The organism is Roseateles asaccharophilus, assembly GCF_004362405.1.
Lineage (GTDB): Bacteria > Pseudomonadota > Gammaproteobacteria > Burkholderiales > Burkholderiaceae_C > Kinneretia > Kinneretia asaccharophila.
Genome location: NZ_SNXE01000002.1, coordinates 26,466 through 43,134 on the forward strand (window position 1 = coordinate 26,466; position 16,669 = coordinate 43,134).

Below are 16,669 nucleotides of genomic sequence, written 5' to 3' on the forward strand. Positions count from 1 at the left end.
GGGGGCATTCTGTGCCTTGGGCTGGCCCTGGCCGGGCGCTTGTGTTGCGCTCCTTTTGTGTCCCACAATCATTGAAACAGGCCGGCCTGCGGCGCATGAGGGTTGTGCAATGCACCAGGATGTCGTGTTGTGGAGGGTGGTTTACACCCACCGCGCCAATCTGACCAGCGGTCCCTTTGCCGCAGGCCCCTGGCATCCGGACAAGGGCTATATCGAGCACTGCGCCGCGCAGCTGCGCAACTATGACCTGCAGGTGGGAGTGCAGAGCAACCAGCAGGCCACCAAGGCGGTGTCCACCTGGATCAAGGCGGACTGAGGGCGCTGCGGGCTTGATTGCAGGTTCAGGCCTGGGTCTCTGAGGGCTCTAGCACCGCCAGCAGGGCTGCCAGCCGTGCGTCCAGGCCATCCATGTCGCGCGGCGTCAGCGCTGCCAGGATTCGGGTCTCGTTGGCCACATGGGCACTCAGGGCGCGTTCGATCAACGCGAAGCCCGCCGGGCTCAGCTGGACCAGCATGCTGCGGGCATCCGCTGGATTGGGTAGGCGCTGTACCCAGCCCGCGGCTTCCAGGCGCTGCAGGCGGTTGGTCATGGTGCCCGAGGCCACCATCAGGCTGTTGAATAGGGCCGTTGGCGCCAGGCAATAGGGTTCGCCGCTGCGCCGCAGCGTGGCCAGCACATCGAACTCCCCGCCGTTGAGGCCGAACTCGGCAAAACAGCTGTCCAAGCGTCGCTGCATCAGCTCGCTGCAGCGCTTGAGCCGCCCGATCAGGCCCATGGCCCGCAGATCCAGGTCCGGGCGTTCCTGCCGCCACTGATCGAGGATGCGCTCGACCGCGTCCTGCGGCGCAGCGCCGGCATCCGGGGACTGAGCGAGGTGGCTCTTGGGCATGTTGGGCGTAAGTGATATCTCGACATCGAGATTATCTGCTACATTGATTTATCTCGACATCAAGATAAATGGCCATGTCCAACCCTGCAGTGCACCAGCGCGCCCTCGATATCGGCCTGACCGCCCTGGCGCCTCTGCTTTGGGGCTCCACCTACATCGTCACCACCGAACTGCTGCCGCCCGACCGTCCCTTGGTTGCAGCCTGTCTGCGCACCCTGCCGGCGGGTTTGCTGCTTCTCCTCTGGGTGCGGCAGTGGCCGGCACCCGGGGAATGGCTGCGCTTGCTCGTGCTGGCGGGCCTGAACCTGGCCCTGTTCCAGGCGCTGCTCTTCGTCGCGGCCTACCGGCTGCCCGGCGGGGTGGCGGCGGTGGTGGGTGCCATCCAGCCCCTGCTGGTCATGGGCCTGGCCTGGGCCTGGGACGTACGCCGGCCCAACCCTGTGGCGGTGCTGGCCTCGGTGGTGGGCATCGTCGGCATGGCCTTGCTGCTGCTATCGCCGCAAAGCCGGTGGGATGTGGCGGGTGTGCTGGCGGCCTTGATCGGAGCGGCCAGCATGGCCACGGGCACCTATCTCTCGCGGCGCTGGAAGTCCTCTCTGTCCTTGCTGGGCTTTACCGCTTGGCAGCTCATGTTGGCCGGCCTGATGCTGCTGCCCGCGGCCTGGTGGCTGGACCCGCCGCTGCAGGCCCTGAGCCTGGGCGCTGGGCTGGGCTATGCCTATCTGAGCCTGGCAGGCGCCCTGCTGGCCTATGTGCTGTGGTTCCGAGGCCTGGCCCGGCTCTCGCCGGTGGCCGTCTCGGCGCTTGGCCTGCTCAGCCCCGTCACCGCCGTGCTCCTGGGCTGGGCCCTGTTGGGCCAGGCCCTGCACGGCGCCGCGCTCTGGGGCCTGATGCTGGTGCTGGGCAGCGTGCTGGTGGTGCAGAAGGCCCCGAGCCCGCCGCGCCCCGTGGCCTGAAGCCGCCCCGATCTTGTCCCTATTTCACAACCTGAGCCCGAGAAGGCCCGCATGACCATGTCCCGTCCCGCCATGATCGATCTGATCGAAGCCCGCAAGTCAGTGACCCGCTACCAGGCGGGGGCTGAGATCGATGAGGCCACCGTGGCCGAACTGGTGCGCCTGGCCACCCTGGCCCCATCGGCCTATCACCTGCAGAACTGGCGCTTCATTGCGGTGCGCAGCGCTGCCGCGAAGCAGCGCCTACAGGCCCAGGCCTACGGGCAGGCCCAGGTGGGCGAGGCGGCGGTGACCTTCATCGTCTGCGGTCAGTTGGCGGCGCACCATGGCCTGGCCGCGGCCTTGGCCCCCAGCGTCGAGGCCGGCACCATGGCAGCAGATATCGCCGCGAACTGGGTGGCGCAGGCCAGCCAGGCGCATGAGGCCGATCCGCAGCTGCAGCGCGATGAGGCGCTGCGCTCGGCCTCTCTGGCCGGCATGACCTTGATGTTGGCTGCCCAGGGCATGGGTCTGGCCAGTGGGCCACTGGGCGGCTTCGACGCGGCCGGTGTGGCGCGCGAATTCGACCTGGCACCGCAGGAACTGCCGGTGATGCTGATCACCGTGGGCCATGCGCGCGCGGACAACTGGCCTCAAAAGCCCCGCAAGCCCCTGGCCCAGGTGCTGAGCTACGCCTGAAGCAGATTCGCCGGCCGGGCTGCCTGCTCGCTCATGGCCTCCACAATCATCTGCACCCGCTGCTGGCCCTGGTATTCGTCCAGGGCCAGGCGGTAGGCCAGATGGCCGCGCTCGGGCACCGACTCGATATGGCCGAACCAGATGGCGTCGCGCAGCGGCCCGCTCGGGCCGCCCTGGCGCACCCGCAGCTTGAGATGGCGCTCGCCCACGATGCGCTGCGACACCACCTGCACCGGATCGCAGAACAGCGGCGCCTCGAAGGCTTGGCCCCAGACCTGGGCCTCGAGTTGCTGCACCACTTCGGCGCTGAAGGCCTCGGGCGGCAGGGGGCCGTCGGTGCGCAGTGTGCGGGTCAGGGCCGCGGCGTCCAGCCATTCGCGCGCCACCCGCTCCAGGGCGGCGCCGAAGACCTGTACGCGGTCCTCAGCCTCTTCCGGTGACTCGGCCTGCAGGGTGCAGCCAGCCGCCATGGCGTGGCCGCCGAACTTCTTGAGCAGCTCGGGCTCGCGCTTGGACACCAGGTCCAGCGCGTCGCGCAGATGAAAGCCCGGGATGGAGCGCCCCGAGCCCTTGAGCTGCCCGTCCGCGCCCAGGGCAAAGACAAAGGTGGGGCGGTGCAGCCGGTCCTTGACCCGGCCGGCCACGATGCCCACCACGCCCTCGTGAAACTCGGGTTCGTACAGGCACAGGGCCGCGGGCGGCTCGCCCTGAAGGGCGGGCTCGGCCAGCAGCTGTTCCAGCCGCGCCTCGGCCAGATCGCGCATGCCGGCCTCGATCTCGCGGCGCTCGCGGTTGATGGCGTCCAGCTGGCGGGCCAGTTCCAGGGCGCGGGTAGCATCGTCGGTGGTCAGGCACTCGATGCCCAGGGTCATGTCCGATAGCCGGCCGGCCGCATTGATGCGCGGGCCCAGGGCAAAGCCCAGATCCGTGCTGCTGGCGCGACCGGCATCGCGGCCGGCGGCGCTGAACAGGGCGGCCACGCCGGGCTGCATGCGGCCGGCGCGCATGCGGCGCAGGCCTTGCGCCACCAGGCGGCGGTTGTTGGCGTCCAGACGCACCACATCGGCCACCGTGCCCAGGGCCACCAGGTCCAGCAGGCTGTCCAGGCGGGGTTGCTCGCGCCCCTCGAAGGCGCCGCGCCGGCGCAGCTCGGCACGCAGGGCCAGCAGGGTGTAGAAGGCCACGCCCACGCCGGCCAGATGCTTGCTGGCGAAGCCGCAGCCGGGCTGGTTGGGGTTGACCACGGCATCGGCCTCGGGCACGGCGGTCTCACCCTCCACCAGGGCCGGCAGATGGTGGTCGGTGACCAGCACCTTGAGCCCGCGCTCGCGCGCATGGGCCACACCGGTGAAGCTGGCAATGCCGTTGTCCACCGTCATCAGCAGCTGGGGCTGGAGCGGCAGGGCCAGCTCCACGATGGCGGGCGTGAGGCCATAGCCATGCACCGCGCGGTCGGGCACCACATAGACCACGCTGCCAGGGCGTGCGCCCAGCAGATAGAGGCCGCGCAGGGCCACGCTGCAGGCGGTGGCACCGTCGCAGTCATAGTCGGCCACGATGCAGATGCGCTCGCCCGCCTGCAGGGTATCGGCCAGCAGGACCGCGGCCTCGCTCATGCCCTTGAGGCCTTCGGGCGGCAGCAGCTGGGCCAGACCCTCGTCCAGCTCCTCGGGGCGGGCCACGCCGCGGGCGGCAAAAAGCCGGGCCAGCAGGGGCGGCACCCCGGCCTGCTCCAGGGCCCAGCTGGCACGCGGCGGCACATCGCGCAGGATCAGGCGCGGCGCGTTCACAGGGCCTCCAAGAGCGGCAGTACGGCGGCGGGGCGCGGCCCGGCCAGGCGCTGCCACAGCCCGCCCAGGCCTGTCGCCGGTGCCCGCGGCGCGAACTCGCGCGCCAGGCGCTCGCCCGCCAGGGTCAGGCGCAGGGGCTGGCCGGCGCGCACCCGCTCCAGGGCCTCCGCCACCGGGCCGGCGTCCAGCGCTACCCAGGCCTCGGCCCAGGCAGCCCAGTCCTGGGCCAGCAGGGGCTCGCGCAGGCGCTCGTCCAGGCGCAGCTCGGGCTGGGGTGTCTGGGGCAGGGCCAGCCCGCAGCCGCTGATCCAGACCGAATTGAGCGGCAGCGCACCGCGGGCCTCGCGCGCGTCGTTCAGCGCATGGCCGTGCAGGGCCATCTGCAGCTCGTTTTGCAGGGTGCGCAGGCGCCGGGCTTCGGGCATCCAGGGGTCGACATTGCGGTTGATCACGCGGTCCAGACTGGCCGAGACCAGCCCCGCCAGATCGGCGTGGGCCACATACCAGCGGCCGGGCGCGCCCCAGGCGCGCTGCCAGCCTTCCTCGGCCGGGAAGAGCCAGGCCAGGGCCTCGAAGAAGGCGCGCGATTCGGCCTCGTTCAGGGCCAGGGCGGCGGGATCCAGGGCCGTGACCTGGTCGCTGCCCACCGAGAGGTGCAGGGGGGTGAGCAGGGCCCAGGCCCACTCGCCCACCGCGATGCCATCGGCGCGGGCCTGGGCGACGGCCAGGGCCGGCGGTGTTTCGGTAGGCCAGCCCCAGAGCCGGGCCAGGGCCAGCTCGTGCGGCAACTGCAAGGCGTATTCATCGCTGCCCAGTTGGGCCACGGGCTCCAGCCGGCCCAGCAGCTCGGCCAGGCGCGGCAAGTTCAGGGTCTGCAGGGCCTGGGTGGCGGCCTCGCCCAGGGCGCTGGCATGGGGAATCATCAGATGCATGCTGTGATTATCCCGGGGCCCGCGAATGGTCGCGCCCGAGTCGGGCGCGGCGCTTTGGGGCGTCACCCAATCTTCATTCGGCTGCCATGGGCCGGACATGGCCCGGCCCCATGCTGGCGGCTCATGAAGCCCTCTGCCTACCTTCCGCGCGCCGCCCCCGAGCCCAGCCCGCCCGATGCGGCGGAGGAGGGGGGCTCGCTGCGCGTGCGCACGGTCTGGATCTCGGATCTGCATCTGGGCACGCCGGGCTGCCAGGCCCAGGCCCTGCTGGAGTTTCTGCGCCAGGTGGACTGCGAGCAGCTCTTCCTGGTGGGTGACATCATCGATGGCTGGCAGCTGCGCCGCAGCTGGTACTGGCCGCAGGCCCACAACGATGTGATCCAGAAGATCCTGCGCAAGGCGCGCAAGGGCTGCCGCGTGATCTTCATTCCCGGCAACCACGACGAGTTCGCGCGCCGCTACCTGGACCACAGCTTCGGCGGCGTGGAGGTGGCCGAGGAGTGGATGCACCAGACCGCCGATGGCCGCCGCCTCTGGGTCACCCATGGCGATCTGTATGACGGCGTGATCCAGTGCGCGCGCTGGCTGGCCCTGCTGGGCGACCATCTGTATGAGTTCGCGCTCAAGCTCAACCGCTGGCTGAACTCGGCGCGCGCGCGCCTGGGTCTGCCCTACTGGAGCCTCTCGCGCTATCTCAAGCTCAAGGTCAAGCGTGCGGTCAGCTATGTGTCGGATTTCGAGACCGCCCTGGCCCGTGAAGCCAGGAAACGTGGCGCCGACGGCGTGGTCTGCGGCCATATCCACCACGCCGAGCTGCGCGAGATCGAGGGTGTGCTCTATGCCAATGACGGGGATTGGGTGGAGAGCCTGACGGCTCTGGTGGAGCATGCCGACGGGCGACTGGAAATCCTGGACTGGAGCGCCCTGGCCGCCACGCCCCAGCAGGTCTTGGCGCCGACCCTCTCGGGTCATGGAGTTGTCACCCAATCTTCATAGAATGAAGCGATGACGCAGTTGCCCGCGGTTCCTCCTTCACTGACCCTGCTCAACCGCGAGCAGGCCATTCTTGAGTTCAACCGGCGTGTGCTGGCCCAGGCGCAGCGCGATGATGTTCCATTGCTGGAGCGCCTGCGATACATCTGTATCGTTTCCTCGAATCTGGACGAGTTCTTCGAGGTTCGCTTTGCCGATATGCTGGACGCAGCCCGTGACCCCGGGTCTGGCATCACAGCCCGAGATGTTGAGCGGGTGGGGGCGGCGGCCCATGAGCTGATCGACCAGCAGTACAGCATCTTCAATGAGCAGGTGATGCCGGCGCTCAAGGCCCGGCACATCCTCATCCTTAATCATGCCGACCGCAACGAGGTCCAGCGCGCCTGGGTGGCCCGCTTCTTCGAGCGCGAGGTTCGACCCCTGCTGGTGCCGGTGGGCCTGGATCCGGCCCACCCCTTCCCGCAGGTGGCCAACAAGTCCCTGCATTTCATTGCCCGCATCTCGGGCAAGGACGCGCTGGGCCGCGACACCCGCATTGCCATCGTCAAGGTGCCGCGCGTGCTGCCACGCGTCATCAAGCTGCCGGCCGCGATCGGCGACGGTCGTCAGGCCTATGTGCTCTTGACCAGTGTGATTCGTGCGCACCTGGAAGAGCTGTTCCCGGGGCGTCAGGTGGAGGCCTTCTCGCAGTTTCGCGTCACCCGGGATTCCGACCTGGAGGTCGACGAGGAGGAAGTGGCCAATCTGCGCCACGCCCTGCGCTCGGGCCTGACTACCCGCCATTTCGGCCGCGCGGTGCGACTGGAGGTGGTCAACACCTGCCCGGAAGAGCTGTCCGGTTTTCTGCTGGAACAGTTCCAGCTACCGGCCGCGGCCCTGTACCGGGTGAATGGTCCGGTCAATCTGGTGCGCCTGAACGAACTGATCGACATGACCGAGGCTGATGAGCTGCGCTTCCAGCCTTATGAGCCAGCCTGGCCTCAGCGCCGCCTGCCGCGCGGAAAGAGCATGTTCGAGCAGCTCAAGAAGCACGATGTGCTGCTGCACCACCCCTTCGAGAGTTTTGAGCCGGTGGTGCAGCTCTTGCGCGAGGCAGTCGCCGACCCCGATGTGCTGGCCATCAAGCAGACGGTCTATCGCACCGGCAGCAAATCCGAGTTGATGGACTTGCTGATCGAGGCGGCGCGGCGTGGCAAGGAGGTGATGGTCGTCGTCGAGCTGAAGGCACGCTTCGATGAGGAGGCCAATATCAACTGGGCCGAGCGCCTGGAGGCGGTCGGTGCGCAGGTGGTCTACGGCATCGTCGGGCTCAAGACCCACGCCAAGCTCCTGCTGGTGACGCGTCGCGAGGGCAACAAGTTGCGTCGCTACGTTCACCTCTCGACCGGCAACTACAACCCCAAAACCGCGCGCTTCTACACCGATTTGGGCTATCTGAGTGCCGACCCGGACCTGACTGCAGATGCCGACACGGTGTTCCGGCAGCTGGCATCGCTGTCCAAGTTCAAGGCACCCAAGCGCCTGCTGCTGGCGCCCTTCAATCTGCACAGCCGGATGCTGGAGTTCCTGGGGCGTGTCACAGAGGCGGCACGAGCCGGTTACAAGTCGCGCGTGGTGCTGAAGATCAATGCGCTCACCGATGCCGAGCTGATCCAGGGCCTGATCGTTGCGGCCCAGGCCGGTGCGCGCGTCGACCTGATTGTCCGTGGCGCCTGCATGCTGCCGCCGGGTCTGCCCGGTGTCAGCGACAACATCCTGGTGCGCTCGGTGGTGGGGCGCTTTCTGGAGCATTCACGCATCAGCTACTTCCGCTGGGGTGATGCCGAGGATCAGGAGGTCTTGTACCTCTCCAGCGCCGATTGGATGAGCCGCAATATGCTGCGCCGCATTGAAGTGGCTTGGCCTGTGCTGGACGCCAAGCTGCGTCAGCGCGTGATTGACGAAGCCTTGCAGCCCTATCTGCATGACAGTCTGGATGCCTGGCAGCTGAGCCCGGATGGGCGCTCGCACCGCGTGTCATCCCAGGGGCTCAGTGCCCAGCAGGCTCTGATGGCCCGCTTCGGCGGCGAGTCCTCCGCCTGAGTCTGCCGGGCGGGGTTCAGCTGTCGAGCAGAACGCGCAGCTGCTCGCTCTTGGACCAGGCCTCCGCCTCTTCGCGCAGCAGGTAGACGGCGCGCGGATGGGTGGCCGCCCAGCGCTTGGCGGGTTTGAGCAGCACCTGCTGACGCTCCCGGCTCAGGCTCAGGGCTCGCCCACTGACGGGCTCACGGGCATGGCAGGTCAGCACGGCCAGTCGCAGGGCCAGGACTTGCCACACCAGATGCGGGTCGCTGGCGAACTGGGTGTCCAGCTTGCGCAGGCCACCCCGCTGGCCGAGCACCAGATCGGCCAGGCGGCGTAGCTGGCTCTGCGAGAAGCCCGGCGCATCGACATGGGCCAGCAGATAGGCGCTGTGGCGGTGGTGGTCGTGATGCGAGACCATCATGCCGATTTCGTGCAGATCGGCCGCCCAGCCCAGCTCGCGCCACTGCTCGCGGGTGGCATCCGGCTGTAGCTGCTTGTAGAGGCTCTGCGCCAGCCGGCCGACGCGCCTTGCCTGCTCCACATCCACACCGAAGCGTTGCTGCAACGCCGCTACGGAATGCTCGCGCATATCGCCCTGCCGTCCGGAGCGCTGCACCATCAGACGGGCATCCAGATCGAAGATCACCCCCTGACGCAAGGCGCCCTTGGTGGGCTGCAGGCGTTCGATGCCGAACTGGGTCAGCAAGGTGTAGAGAATACACAGGCCTCCCCCGACCACGGCACGGCGGTCATCCTTGAGGCCGGGCAGATCCAGCTGGTCGATATGGCCGGCGCGCAGGCATTGCTCGATGCACCAGCGCAAGGCCTCGGGCGTGATGCTGCCGTCGGTGATGCCGCTGCCGGCCAGTAGCTGCGCCACCGCACCCACCGTGCCCGACGAGCCCAGGGCCTCCTGCCAGCGACTGCGCTCGAACAAGGCCAGCGCTTCCTCCAGCTCGGCGCCCGCGGCGATCTGGGCGGCCCTGAAGGCCTCGGGCGTGAAGCGACCGTCGGGGAAGAAGCGCAGGGACAGGCTGACACTGCCCACTTGGAAGCTTTCGGCCAGCTCGGGGGTGGTGCCCTGGCCCAGAATCATCTCCGTGGAGCGGCCACCGATGTCGATCACCAGGCGGGGCTGCTCCGAGCGCTGCAGCCTCGCCACCCCGGCGTAGATGAGTCGCGCCTCCTCACGGCCGGAGATCACTTCGATGGGAAAGCCCAGGGCCAGCTCGGCGCGGCGCAGGAAGGCGTCGCGGTTGCGGGCTTCGCGCAGGGTCTGGGTGGCCACGGCGCGTACGCGTTCGGGGGCGTAGCCGCGCAGCTCCACGGCAAAGCGTGCCAGGCAGTTCAGGCCGCGCTCCATGGCGGCCTCGGTGAGCATGCCCTGCTCGTCCAGCCCGGCGCCCAGGCGCACGGTTTCCTTCAGATAGAGCTGACGCCGATACCGGCCTTGCTGCAGCTGGGCGATCTCAAGGCGAAAGCTGTTGGAGCCCATGTCGATGGCGGCAAGGGCGGTGGAGGTGCTGTTCGGCAGGGTCATGGTGGCGGCGATTGTCGCGGCAAACCCATGACGCTTTCCGCACACTGTGGCGCAGCTGCCTAGAATGCTTGCTTTCACGCAAGAATCCTCCCCCAACACAGGAGTCGCTCGCATGCTGAAGAACGATGTGGACAGTCTGGCGCCGGGTCGTGACTTCAATCGGCGCGATTTCGTGCGCACCGCCGTGGGTAGCGGCTTTGCCGCGGCGGTGCTGCCGGTGACGGCCCAAACCATCAAGACCGATGCCCAGGGCCTGGAGCTGGGCGAGGTTGTGATACCCGTCGGCGATTTCAAGCTGCCGGCCTACCGCGCGCAGCCGGCCGGGGCGAGGAACCCACCCGTGGTCCTGGTGATCAGCGAGATCTTTGGCGTGCATGAGCACATTGCCGATGTGGCCCGGCGCTTTGCCAAGCAGGGCTACCTGGCCATTGCGCCCGAGCTCTTCGTGCGTCAGGGTGACGCCGGCAGCTACGGAGAGATCGCGAAGCTGCAGGCCGAAGTCATCATGAAGGTGCCGGATGAGCAGGTCATGCGCGATCTGGACGCCTGCGTGGCCTGGGCTGGCACCCAGGGTGGCGATGTGGCGCGCCTGGGGGTGACCGGCTTTTGCTGGGGTGGGCGCATCACCTGGCTGTACGCCGCGCACAGTCCGGCCGTGAAGGCCGGCGTGGCCTGGTATGGCCGCCTGGTCGGCAACAGCACGGCCTTGCAGCCGCGCCATCCGCTGGAGGTCGCCGATCAGCTGCAGGCCCCGGTCTTGGGCCTCTATGGCGGGCAGGATCAGGGCATCCCGCTTGACACGGTTGATAAGATGAAGGCAGCCCTGGCTCAAGGCTCGGCGGCCGCCCGGCGTAGTGGCTTTCACATCTACCCGGAGGCGCCGCATGCCTTTCATGCCGACTATCGGCCCAGCTACCGCAAGGAAGCTGCCGAGGATGGCTGGAAGCGTTGCCTGGCCTGGTTCAAGGCCCAGGGCGTGGCCTGATTCACCAGGCCTGCCTCGCGAGCAAACCGCGCCGCGTCCCTTGGGGGCGCGGTTTGTTTTTTGTGCCCGACCTTATGTCCATGACCCTTCTCTACATCGTGCTGGCCACCTTGATCGGTGGCCTGCTGTCCGTGGTGATTGCCGCCAGTCTGACCGTGAGCCTGCTCGGGCGCGTGGTCAAGCATCTGGTGAGCCTGTCGACCGGGGTGCTGCTCGGCACGGCGCTGCTGCATGTGCTGCCCGAGGCCTTCGAGGCACAGGCGGGGGCCCACGAGCTCTTCCTGACCCTGCTGGGGGGGCTGATGTTCTTCTTCCTGCTGGAGAAGGCGGAGCTCTACCGGCACACCCATCATCACGAGGGTGATGGTCACCACCACCACCACCACTTCGACCATGAGCAGGCGGGCCGCGGCGGGCTGGCGGTGCTGGTGGGCGACTCCATCCACAACTTCTGCGATGGGGTGATCATTGCCGCCGCCTTTCTGGCGGACACGCATCTGGGCATGGCCACGGCCATGGCCATCATTGCGCACGAGATTCCGCAGGAGGTGGGCGACTACATCGTGCTGCTGAATGCCGGCTTCAGCCGTGCCCGGGCCCTGGTCTACAACGCCATTTCCGGGCTCTCGGCGGTACTGGGCGGCGTGCTCGGCTACTTCGTGGTGGGCGCTTGGGAATCGCTATTCCCCTATCTGCTGGTCGTGGCCTCCAGCAGCTTCATCTATGTGGCCGTGGCGGATCTCATCCCCCAGCTGCAACGCCGTCTGCCCTGGCGTGAAACAGCGGCCCAGCTGGCCTGGCTTGCGGCCGGGCTGGGCCTGGTGCTGGTGGTGTCGGGCGGCGCACACGCCCACTGATACGGTGACGACCCCGGGAGCGCGGCCTGGCCGGGGCTCCCGGGGCGTGCGGCGCGGTCAGCGCACGACCAGCACGGGAATGGTGCAATGGGTCAGCAGCTTCTGGGTCTCGCTGCCCAGCAGCAGGGCCTGGACGCCGCGGCGACCATGCGAGGCCATGACCACCAGATCGGCCTGGCAGTGGCTCACATGCTCGATGATGGCCTCCCAGGCATGCAGGGCTTCCACGGTATGGCCTTCGCAGGGCACATCGGCGGCCTTGGCAGCGTCCATGACCGTCTTGACGCGCGCGCTGGCGATGCGTTCCTGGGCATCGAAGAACTCCTGCGGCGGGGTGGGCTGCATCTCGGACACCGCGCTGTAGGGGAAGGGCTCCTTGACGCTCACCGCGTAGAGCTTGGCGCCATGAGCCTTGGCCATGCCGATGGCGGTCTCGACCGCCTTGGCGGTGATCTCGGAGCCGTCGGTGGGAATCACGATGCGCTTGAACATGGCAGATCTCCTTCTCTTTGTGGCAAGTCCGGGATCGGACGGTGCAGCCATCTTGCCGCAGCGCCCGGGGGCTGTCTTGCTCTAAGTCAAGCCTTGGCCACCGGTCGGCGCGGGTCGGCCGACCACTCGCTCCATGAGCCCGGGTAGAGCCTGGAGCCGCTGAGACCGGCATGCTCCATGGCCAGCAGGTTGTGGCAGGCGGTGACGCCGGAGCCGCATTGGTGAACCACCTCGTGCGGCTCATAGGGCGCGAGCAAGGCCTGGAACTCCTGTCGCAGTTGGTCGGCTGGCTTGAAGCGTCCGTCCTCCTGGAGATTGAGCTTGAACAGCCGATTGCTGGCGCCGGGGATGTGGCCCGCCTGGCGGTCCAGGGGCTCGATCTCGCCGCGAAAGCGCTCCGGCGCACGGGCATCGATCAGGCGCAGACATCCCAGTCCGTCCTGCAGGGCCTGGGCGTCCACGGACGGGGCCAGGCTGTCACGGGGCTGGAAGGGAGCGGCAGGCGCCGGAGCCGGCTGGCCGCGCTCCAGCGCGCCGCCCTGAGCCTGCCAGGCTTGCAGTCCGCCATCGAGCACCGCCACGGCGCCGTGGCCCAGCCAGCGCAGCAGCCACCAGGCGCGCGCCGCATACATGCCGCCCTGGGCGTCGTAGCAGACCACCTGCCGGTCCGGGCTCAGTCCCAGATTGGCCAGGCGTGCGGCCAGGGCTTCGCGCTCTGGCAAAGGGTGGCGACCGCGGAAGCTGCCGTCCGCGGCCGTCTTGCTGCCACTCAGATCGCGGTCCAGATGCAGATAGTGGGCACCGGGCAGGTGGTTCGCGGCATAGCTGCGCTCGCCGGCCTCGGTGTCGGCCAAGTCGGAGCTCAGATCCAGCAACAGCGGCGGATGTGGACCGTCCAGCAGTGCTTGCAGTTGGGTGACGGAGATCAGGGTCTGTTCCATGATGCCTTTCATGATTCGCGCAGGGATTGTTGACTGTCTTTGGGGGTGCTGCGGTTGCGCAGCGCCGTGGCGGCGAGTCCGGCGCCAACGATCATGCCCATGCCCAGCAAGGCGCTCCAGCTGAGCCGGTCCTGGAACACGGCGACACCGTAGATGAAGGAAAACACAATGCCCAGATACTGAAGGCTGGCGTTCACCAGGGTGGAGCCGGTGCCGTAGGCCCGCGTCATCATGAGCTGGGCGGTGCTGGCCAGCAGGCCCACCGCCAGCAGCAGGCCCATGCCACCAAGGCTGTGGTGGGTATGCCAGCTGCTGCCGAGGCTGCTGATCAGCGCACCCGCCAGCACGCCGCCCAGCGAGAAGTAGAAGACGATGCGAATCTCGGGCTCGCCCGCCCGGCCCAGCGCCGTGACCTGCAGATAGGCCATGGCGGCCAGCATGCCCGAAAGCAGCCCGGCCAAGCCATGCCAGAGTTGCTGCTGCTCCAGGGTGGGGCGCAGGATGAAGATGACGCCCAGGAAGCCCAGCAGCACGGCCGCCACAAGCCGGCCGTCCACGCGCGCGCTGCCCAGCATGATGGCGCCCCCGATCAGGAACAGGGCCATCCAGACGGAGGACATGTAGTTCAGCGTCATGGCCGTCGCCAGAGGCAGTCCTCCGATTGCATAGAACCAGAGCGACAGCGCCAGCACGCCCGAGGCGCTGCGCCAGAAGTGCATGGCGGGCACGGGGGTGGCCAGGCTCAGCCCCTGGTGGCGGGCCAGCAAGGCCATCAGCACCACGCCCACCAAGCCGCGGTACATGACGATTTCACTGGCGCTGTAGAACTCGGTCGCCAGCTTCACGCAGACCCCCATGCTGGCAAAGAGGAAGCTGGCGGCAATCATCAGAAGCGGAGCGGGCATGGCCCGATTGTGGCGCCAGCGTCAACAAAAACGCCCCGGCAGCGGGCTGCACGGGGCGTGGGATGTGCGAGTCGCGGCACATGCCGCGGCTGCAGGGGGAGGGCTTAGCCGCCGAAGCGCATCTCGCGGCGGTACCACTCGTGGAAGTGCTGCATGCCATCTTCCATGGGGCTCTGGTAGGGGCCGACCTCGTTGTCCCCGCGCTCCATCAGGGCCTTGCGGCCGGCATCCATGCGCAGGGCGATCTCGTCGTCCTCGATGCAGGTTTCCATATAGGCGGCCTGGTTGGCCTCCACGAAGTCGCGCTCGAAGGCAGCGATCTCCTCAGGATAGTAGAACTCCACGATATTGGTGGTCTTCTGCGGGCCCTTGGGGTGCAGGGTCGAGACCACCAGCACATGGGGGTACCACTCCACCATGATGTGCGGGTAGTAGGTCAGCCAGATCGCGCCCTGCTTGGGCGGCTGGCCATTGCCGAACTGCAGCACCTGCTCGTGCCACTTGGCATAGGTGTTCGAGCCGGGCTTGGACAGACCTTTGTGGATGCCCACGGTCTGCACCGAGTGGTGGTTGCCGAACTCCCAGGCCAGGTCCTCGCAGGTGACGAAATGGCCCAGTCCCGGGTGGAAGGGGCCGACGTGGTAGTCCTCCAGATAGACCTCGATGAAGGTCTTCCAGTTGTAGTCGCACTCATGCACCTGGACCTTGTCCAGCACATAGCCGCTGAAGTCCAGCTCGGCGCCCGGACCCAGCTTGGCCAGCTGGGCGGCTACGTCGTGGCCGTTGTCCTCGAAGAGCAGGCCGTTCCACTCGCGGATCTTGTAGCGGTTCAGGTTCAGGCAGGGGTCCTGCTCGAAATGCGGCGCGCCGATCAGCTGACCCTTGAGGTCGTAGGTCCAGCGATGCAGGGGGCAGACCACGTTCTTGCCGGTATTGCCCCGGCCCTTGAGCATCACGGCCTGGCGGTGACGGCAGACATTGGACAGCAGCTCAATGCCCTGGGCCGTGCGCACCAGGGCGCGGCCTTCGCCCTCCTGGGGCAGGGCGTAGTGATCCCCTACCTCGGGCACGCTCAGGGCGTGACCGAGGTAGCGGGGGCCATGCTGGAAGATCAGTTCCTGCTCCCTGCGGAACAGGTCCTCATCGAAATAGGATGTAACGGGCAGCTGCGTCTTGCTGCGTTCAAGCGCCGAGAGAGTGAAGCTCAGGTCGGACATGATCCAAGAGGTTCTCCAAGAAACCAATGTCAACCCCCCGGCGGCCCTGGTTGTGGCCAGGGAGCCGGGTTTGTGTCAGGAAAGGAAGGAAGCACTGCAGCCACAGGCAGGGCTGCGCAGTGGCGAGGCCGGGATTGTACCCGGGTCGGTTTGCCGCACATTGAGCGAGGGCAAGCTGTCAAGGCTGGGGTGCAGGCGCGGCTGTGGCGCCGGTTTGACAAGCCCCCATGGGGGCGACAGGGTTGGGCAAGACGCCCCGTCTACAATCGACGGTTTCGTGTGACGAGATGAGCAGAGCCACCACCAAGAAGGCGTCCCCGGACGCGATTTCGCCCAGTTACGAGCAAGCGCTCGAGGAACTGGAGCGCTTGGTCGCCTCCATGGAAGGCGGCCAGCTGCCGCTGGACCAGTTGCTGGACAGCTACCGGCGAGGCGCTGAGCTCCTGGGCTTCTGCCGCGAGCGGCTGCAGGCCGTAGAAGAACAGGTGAAGGTGCTGGAGGGTGGGGAGATGAAGTCTTGGGAGGACTCTTAAGCCGTGGACGCAGGTGTGTTTGATCAATGGGTGCAGCGTTCGCTGCATGCCTTCGAGCAGGCGTTGGACGCCTGGGTTCCTGCCGATGCGCCTGCCGGGCTGGGCGACGCCATGCGCTATGCCGTCCTGGGCGGTGGAAAGCGTCTGAGGCCGCTGCTGGTCCTGGCGGGCTGCGATGCGGTGCAGGGGGATGCACAGGCGGCGCTGCGTGCGGCCTGTGCGGTGGAGCTGATCCATGCCTACTCCCTGGTGCACGACGATATGCCTTGCATGGACAACGATGTGCTGCGCCGCGGCAAGCCCACCGTGCACGTGGCATACGGCGAGGCCCAAGCCATGCTGGCGGGTGACGCCATGCAGGCCCTGGCATTTGAGGTCTTGACGCCGGACGAGGGTGTGTCGCCGGCCTTGCAGGCGAGGCTCTGTGCCCTGCTGGCGCGCGCCTCGGGGCATGCAGGCATGGCTGGCGGTCAGGCCATTGACCTGGCCAGCGTGGGCAAATGCCTGGACGAGCAGGCTTTGCGCGATATGCATCGGCGCAAGACCGGTGTGCTGTTGCAGGCCAGCGTGCTGATGGGCGCGGCCTGCGGGCAGACCAGTCCCCAGGCCTGGCAGGCCCTGTCCGATTACGGGGCCGCGATTGGCTTGGCTTTCCAGGTCGTGGACGATATTCTGGATGTGACGCAGGACTCTGCCGTGCTGGGCAAGACCGCCGGCAAGGATCAGGATGCCAACAAGCCGACCTATGTGTCCGTGCTGGGCCTGGAGCAGGCCCATGCTTATGCGTGCCGCTTGCGTGGTCAGGCCCACGAGGCCCTGGCCCGCAGCGGTCTGGCGAGCACCGCCTGGCTGAGCGTGCTGGCCGACAAAGTGGTGGACCGGGATAACTGAGTCCC

At 67.7% G+C, this 16,669-nt stretch carries 17 protein-coding genes; 9 read left to right on the plus strand and 8 right to left on the minus strand.

The annotated features are described in order from the left end of the window. Positions 1-109: 109 nt before the first annotated feature. Positions 110-316, plus strand: a complete 207-nt coding sequence (locus DFR39_RS04920) for a hypothetical protein (RefSeq protein ID WP_133602452.1) — start codon at positions 110-112, stop codon at positions 314-316. Between the two features lie 25 nt (positions 317-341). Here the strand turns inward: DFR39_RS04920 and DFR39_RS04925 are convergent, their stop codons facing one another. Next, the gene (locus DFR39_RS04925; protein WP_133602453.1) at positions 342-890 is read right to left on the minus strand and encodes a MarR family winged helix-turn-helix transcriptional regulator; all 549 of its coding nucleotides are present in this window, start codon (positions 888-890) and stop codon (positions 342-344) included. A 68-nt stretch (positions 891-958) separates the two neighbouring features. Here DFR39_RS04925 and DFR39_RS04930 point away from each other — a divergent pair, with 68 nt between their 5' ends. Both DFR39_RS04930 and DFR39_RS04935 read left to right on the plus strand, forming a co-directional pair. Continuing rightward, positions 959-1,846, plus strand: coding sequence for an EamA family transporter (locus DFR39_RS04930; protein ID WP_409845988.1), 888 nt, complete (start codon positions 959-961; stop codon positions 1,844-1,846). A gap of 57 nt (positions 1,847-1,903) precedes the next feature. Further along, complete coding sequence (locus tag DFR39_RS04935; RefSeq protein ID WP_133602957.1) at positions 1,904-2,524, plus strand: nitroreductase family protein; 621 nt, start codon at positions 1,904-1,906, stop codon at positions 2,522-2,524. Here the strand turns inward: DFR39_RS04935 and recJ are convergent. Both recJ and DFR39_RS04945 read right to left on the minus strand, forming a co-directional pair. Continuing rightward, complete coding sequence (gene recJ, locus DFR39_RS04940; protein ID WP_246030698.1) at positions 2,515-4,314, minus strand: single-stranded-DNA-specific exonuclease RecJ; 1,800 nt, start codon at positions 4,312-4,314, stop codon at positions 2,515-2,517. The two genes, DFR39_RS04935 and recJ, sit on opposite strands and share 10 nt — an antisense overlap. Beyond that, positions 4,311-5,246 carry a hypothetical protein gene (locus DFR39_RS04945; protein WP_133602455.1) on the minus strand — a complete coding sequence of 312 codons (936 nt, stop codon included), beginning with the start codon at positions 5,244-5,246 and terminating at the stop codon, positions 4,311-4,313. Before DFR39_RS04945 ends, recJ begins: the two co-directional genes overlap by 4 nt. Before the next feature lie 123 nt (positions 5,247-5,369). Between DFR39_RS04945 and DFR39_RS04950 the strand changes: the two genes are divergently transcribed. Both DFR39_RS04950 and ppk1 read left to right on the plus strand, forming a co-directional pair. Next, on the plus strand, positions 5,370-6,242 hold the full coding sequence (locus DFR39_RS04950) for a UDP-2,3-diacylglucosamine diphosphatase (protein WP_133602456.1): 873 nt from the start codon (positions 5,370-5,372) through the stop codon (positions 6,240-6,242). Between the two features lie 9 nt (positions 6,243-6,251). Then, the gene (ppk1, locus tag DFR39_RS04955; RefSeq protein WP_133602457.1) at positions 6,252-8,321 is read left to right on the plus strand and encodes a polyphosphate kinase 1; all 2,070 of its coding nucleotides are present in this window, start codon (positions 6,252-6,254) and stop codon (positions 8,319-8,321) included. Positions 8,322-8,337: 16 nt separating this feature from the next. Here the strand turns inward: ppk1 and ppx are convergent, their stop codons facing one another. Next, a complete protein-coding gene (ppx, locus tag DFR39_RS04960; RefSeq protein WP_133602458.1) occupies positions 8,338-9,843 on the minus strand; it encodes an exopolyphosphatase in 1,506 nt (501 codons plus the stop codon). Between the two features lie 112 nt (positions 9,844-9,955). Between ppx and DFR39_RS04965 the strand changes: the two genes are divergently transcribed. Then, complete coding sequence (locus tag DFR39_RS04965; protein ID WP_133602459.1) at positions 9,956-10,828, plus strand: dienelactone hydrolase family protein; 873 nt, start codon at positions 9,956-9,958, stop codon at positions 10,826-10,828. Positions 10,829-10,908: 80 nt separating this feature from the next. Next, positions 10,909-11,685, plus strand: coding sequence for a ZIP family metal transporter (locus tag DFR39_RS04970; protein ID WP_133602959.1), 777 nt, complete (start codon positions 10,909-10,911; stop codon positions 11,683-11,685). Between the two features lie 57 nt (positions 11,686-11,742). Here the strand turns inward: DFR39_RS04970 and DFR39_RS04975 are convergent, their stop codons facing one another. The 4 genes from DFR39_RS04975 to DFR39_RS04990 all read right to left on the minus strand — a co-directional run bounded on the left by DFR39_RS04975 (position 11,743) and on the right by DFR39_RS04990 (position 15,240). Further along, positions 11,743-12,177, minus strand: coding sequence for a universal stress protein (locus DFR39_RS04975; RefSeq protein ID WP_133602460.1), 435 nt, complete (start codon positions 12,175-12,177; stop codon positions 11,743-11,745). Positions 12,178-12,263: 86 nt separating this feature from the next. Beyond that, complete coding sequence (locus tag DFR39_RS04980) at positions 12,264-13,118, minus strand: sulfurtransferase (RefSeq protein ID WP_133602461.1); 855 nt, start codon at positions 13,116-13,118, stop codon at positions 12,264-12,266. Between the two features lie 8 nt (positions 13,119-13,126). Continuing rightward, positions 13,127-14,023, minus strand: coding sequence for a DMT family transporter (locus DFR39_RS04985; RefSeq protein WP_162849429.1), 897 nt, complete (start codon positions 14,021-14,023; stop codon positions 13,127-13,129). Between the two features lie 104 nt (positions 14,024-14,127). Further along, positions 14,128-15,240, minus strand: a complete 1,113-nt coding sequence (locus DFR39_RS04990) for an aromatic ring-hydroxylating oxygenase subunit alpha (protein WP_133602462.1) — start codon at positions 15,238-15,240, stop codon at positions 14,128-14,130. A 287-nt stretch (positions 15,241-15,527) separates the two neighbouring features. Here DFR39_RS04990 and xseB point away from each other — a divergent pair, with 287 nt between their 5' ends. Then, positions 15,528-15,773 (plus strand): exodeoxyribonuclease VII small subunit, encoded by a 246-nt coding sequence (gene xseB / locus DFR39_RS04995; protein WP_133602463.1) that lies wholly within the window; start codon positions 15,528-15,530, stop codon positions 15,771-15,773. A gap of 3 nt (positions 15,774-15,776) precedes the next feature. Continuing rightward, a complete protein-coding gene (locus tag DFR39_RS05000) occupies positions 15,777-16,664 on the plus strand; it encodes a polyprenyl synthetase family protein (protein WP_133602464.1) in 888 nt (295 codons plus the stop codon). Positions 16,665-16,669: the final 5 nt, after the last annotated feature.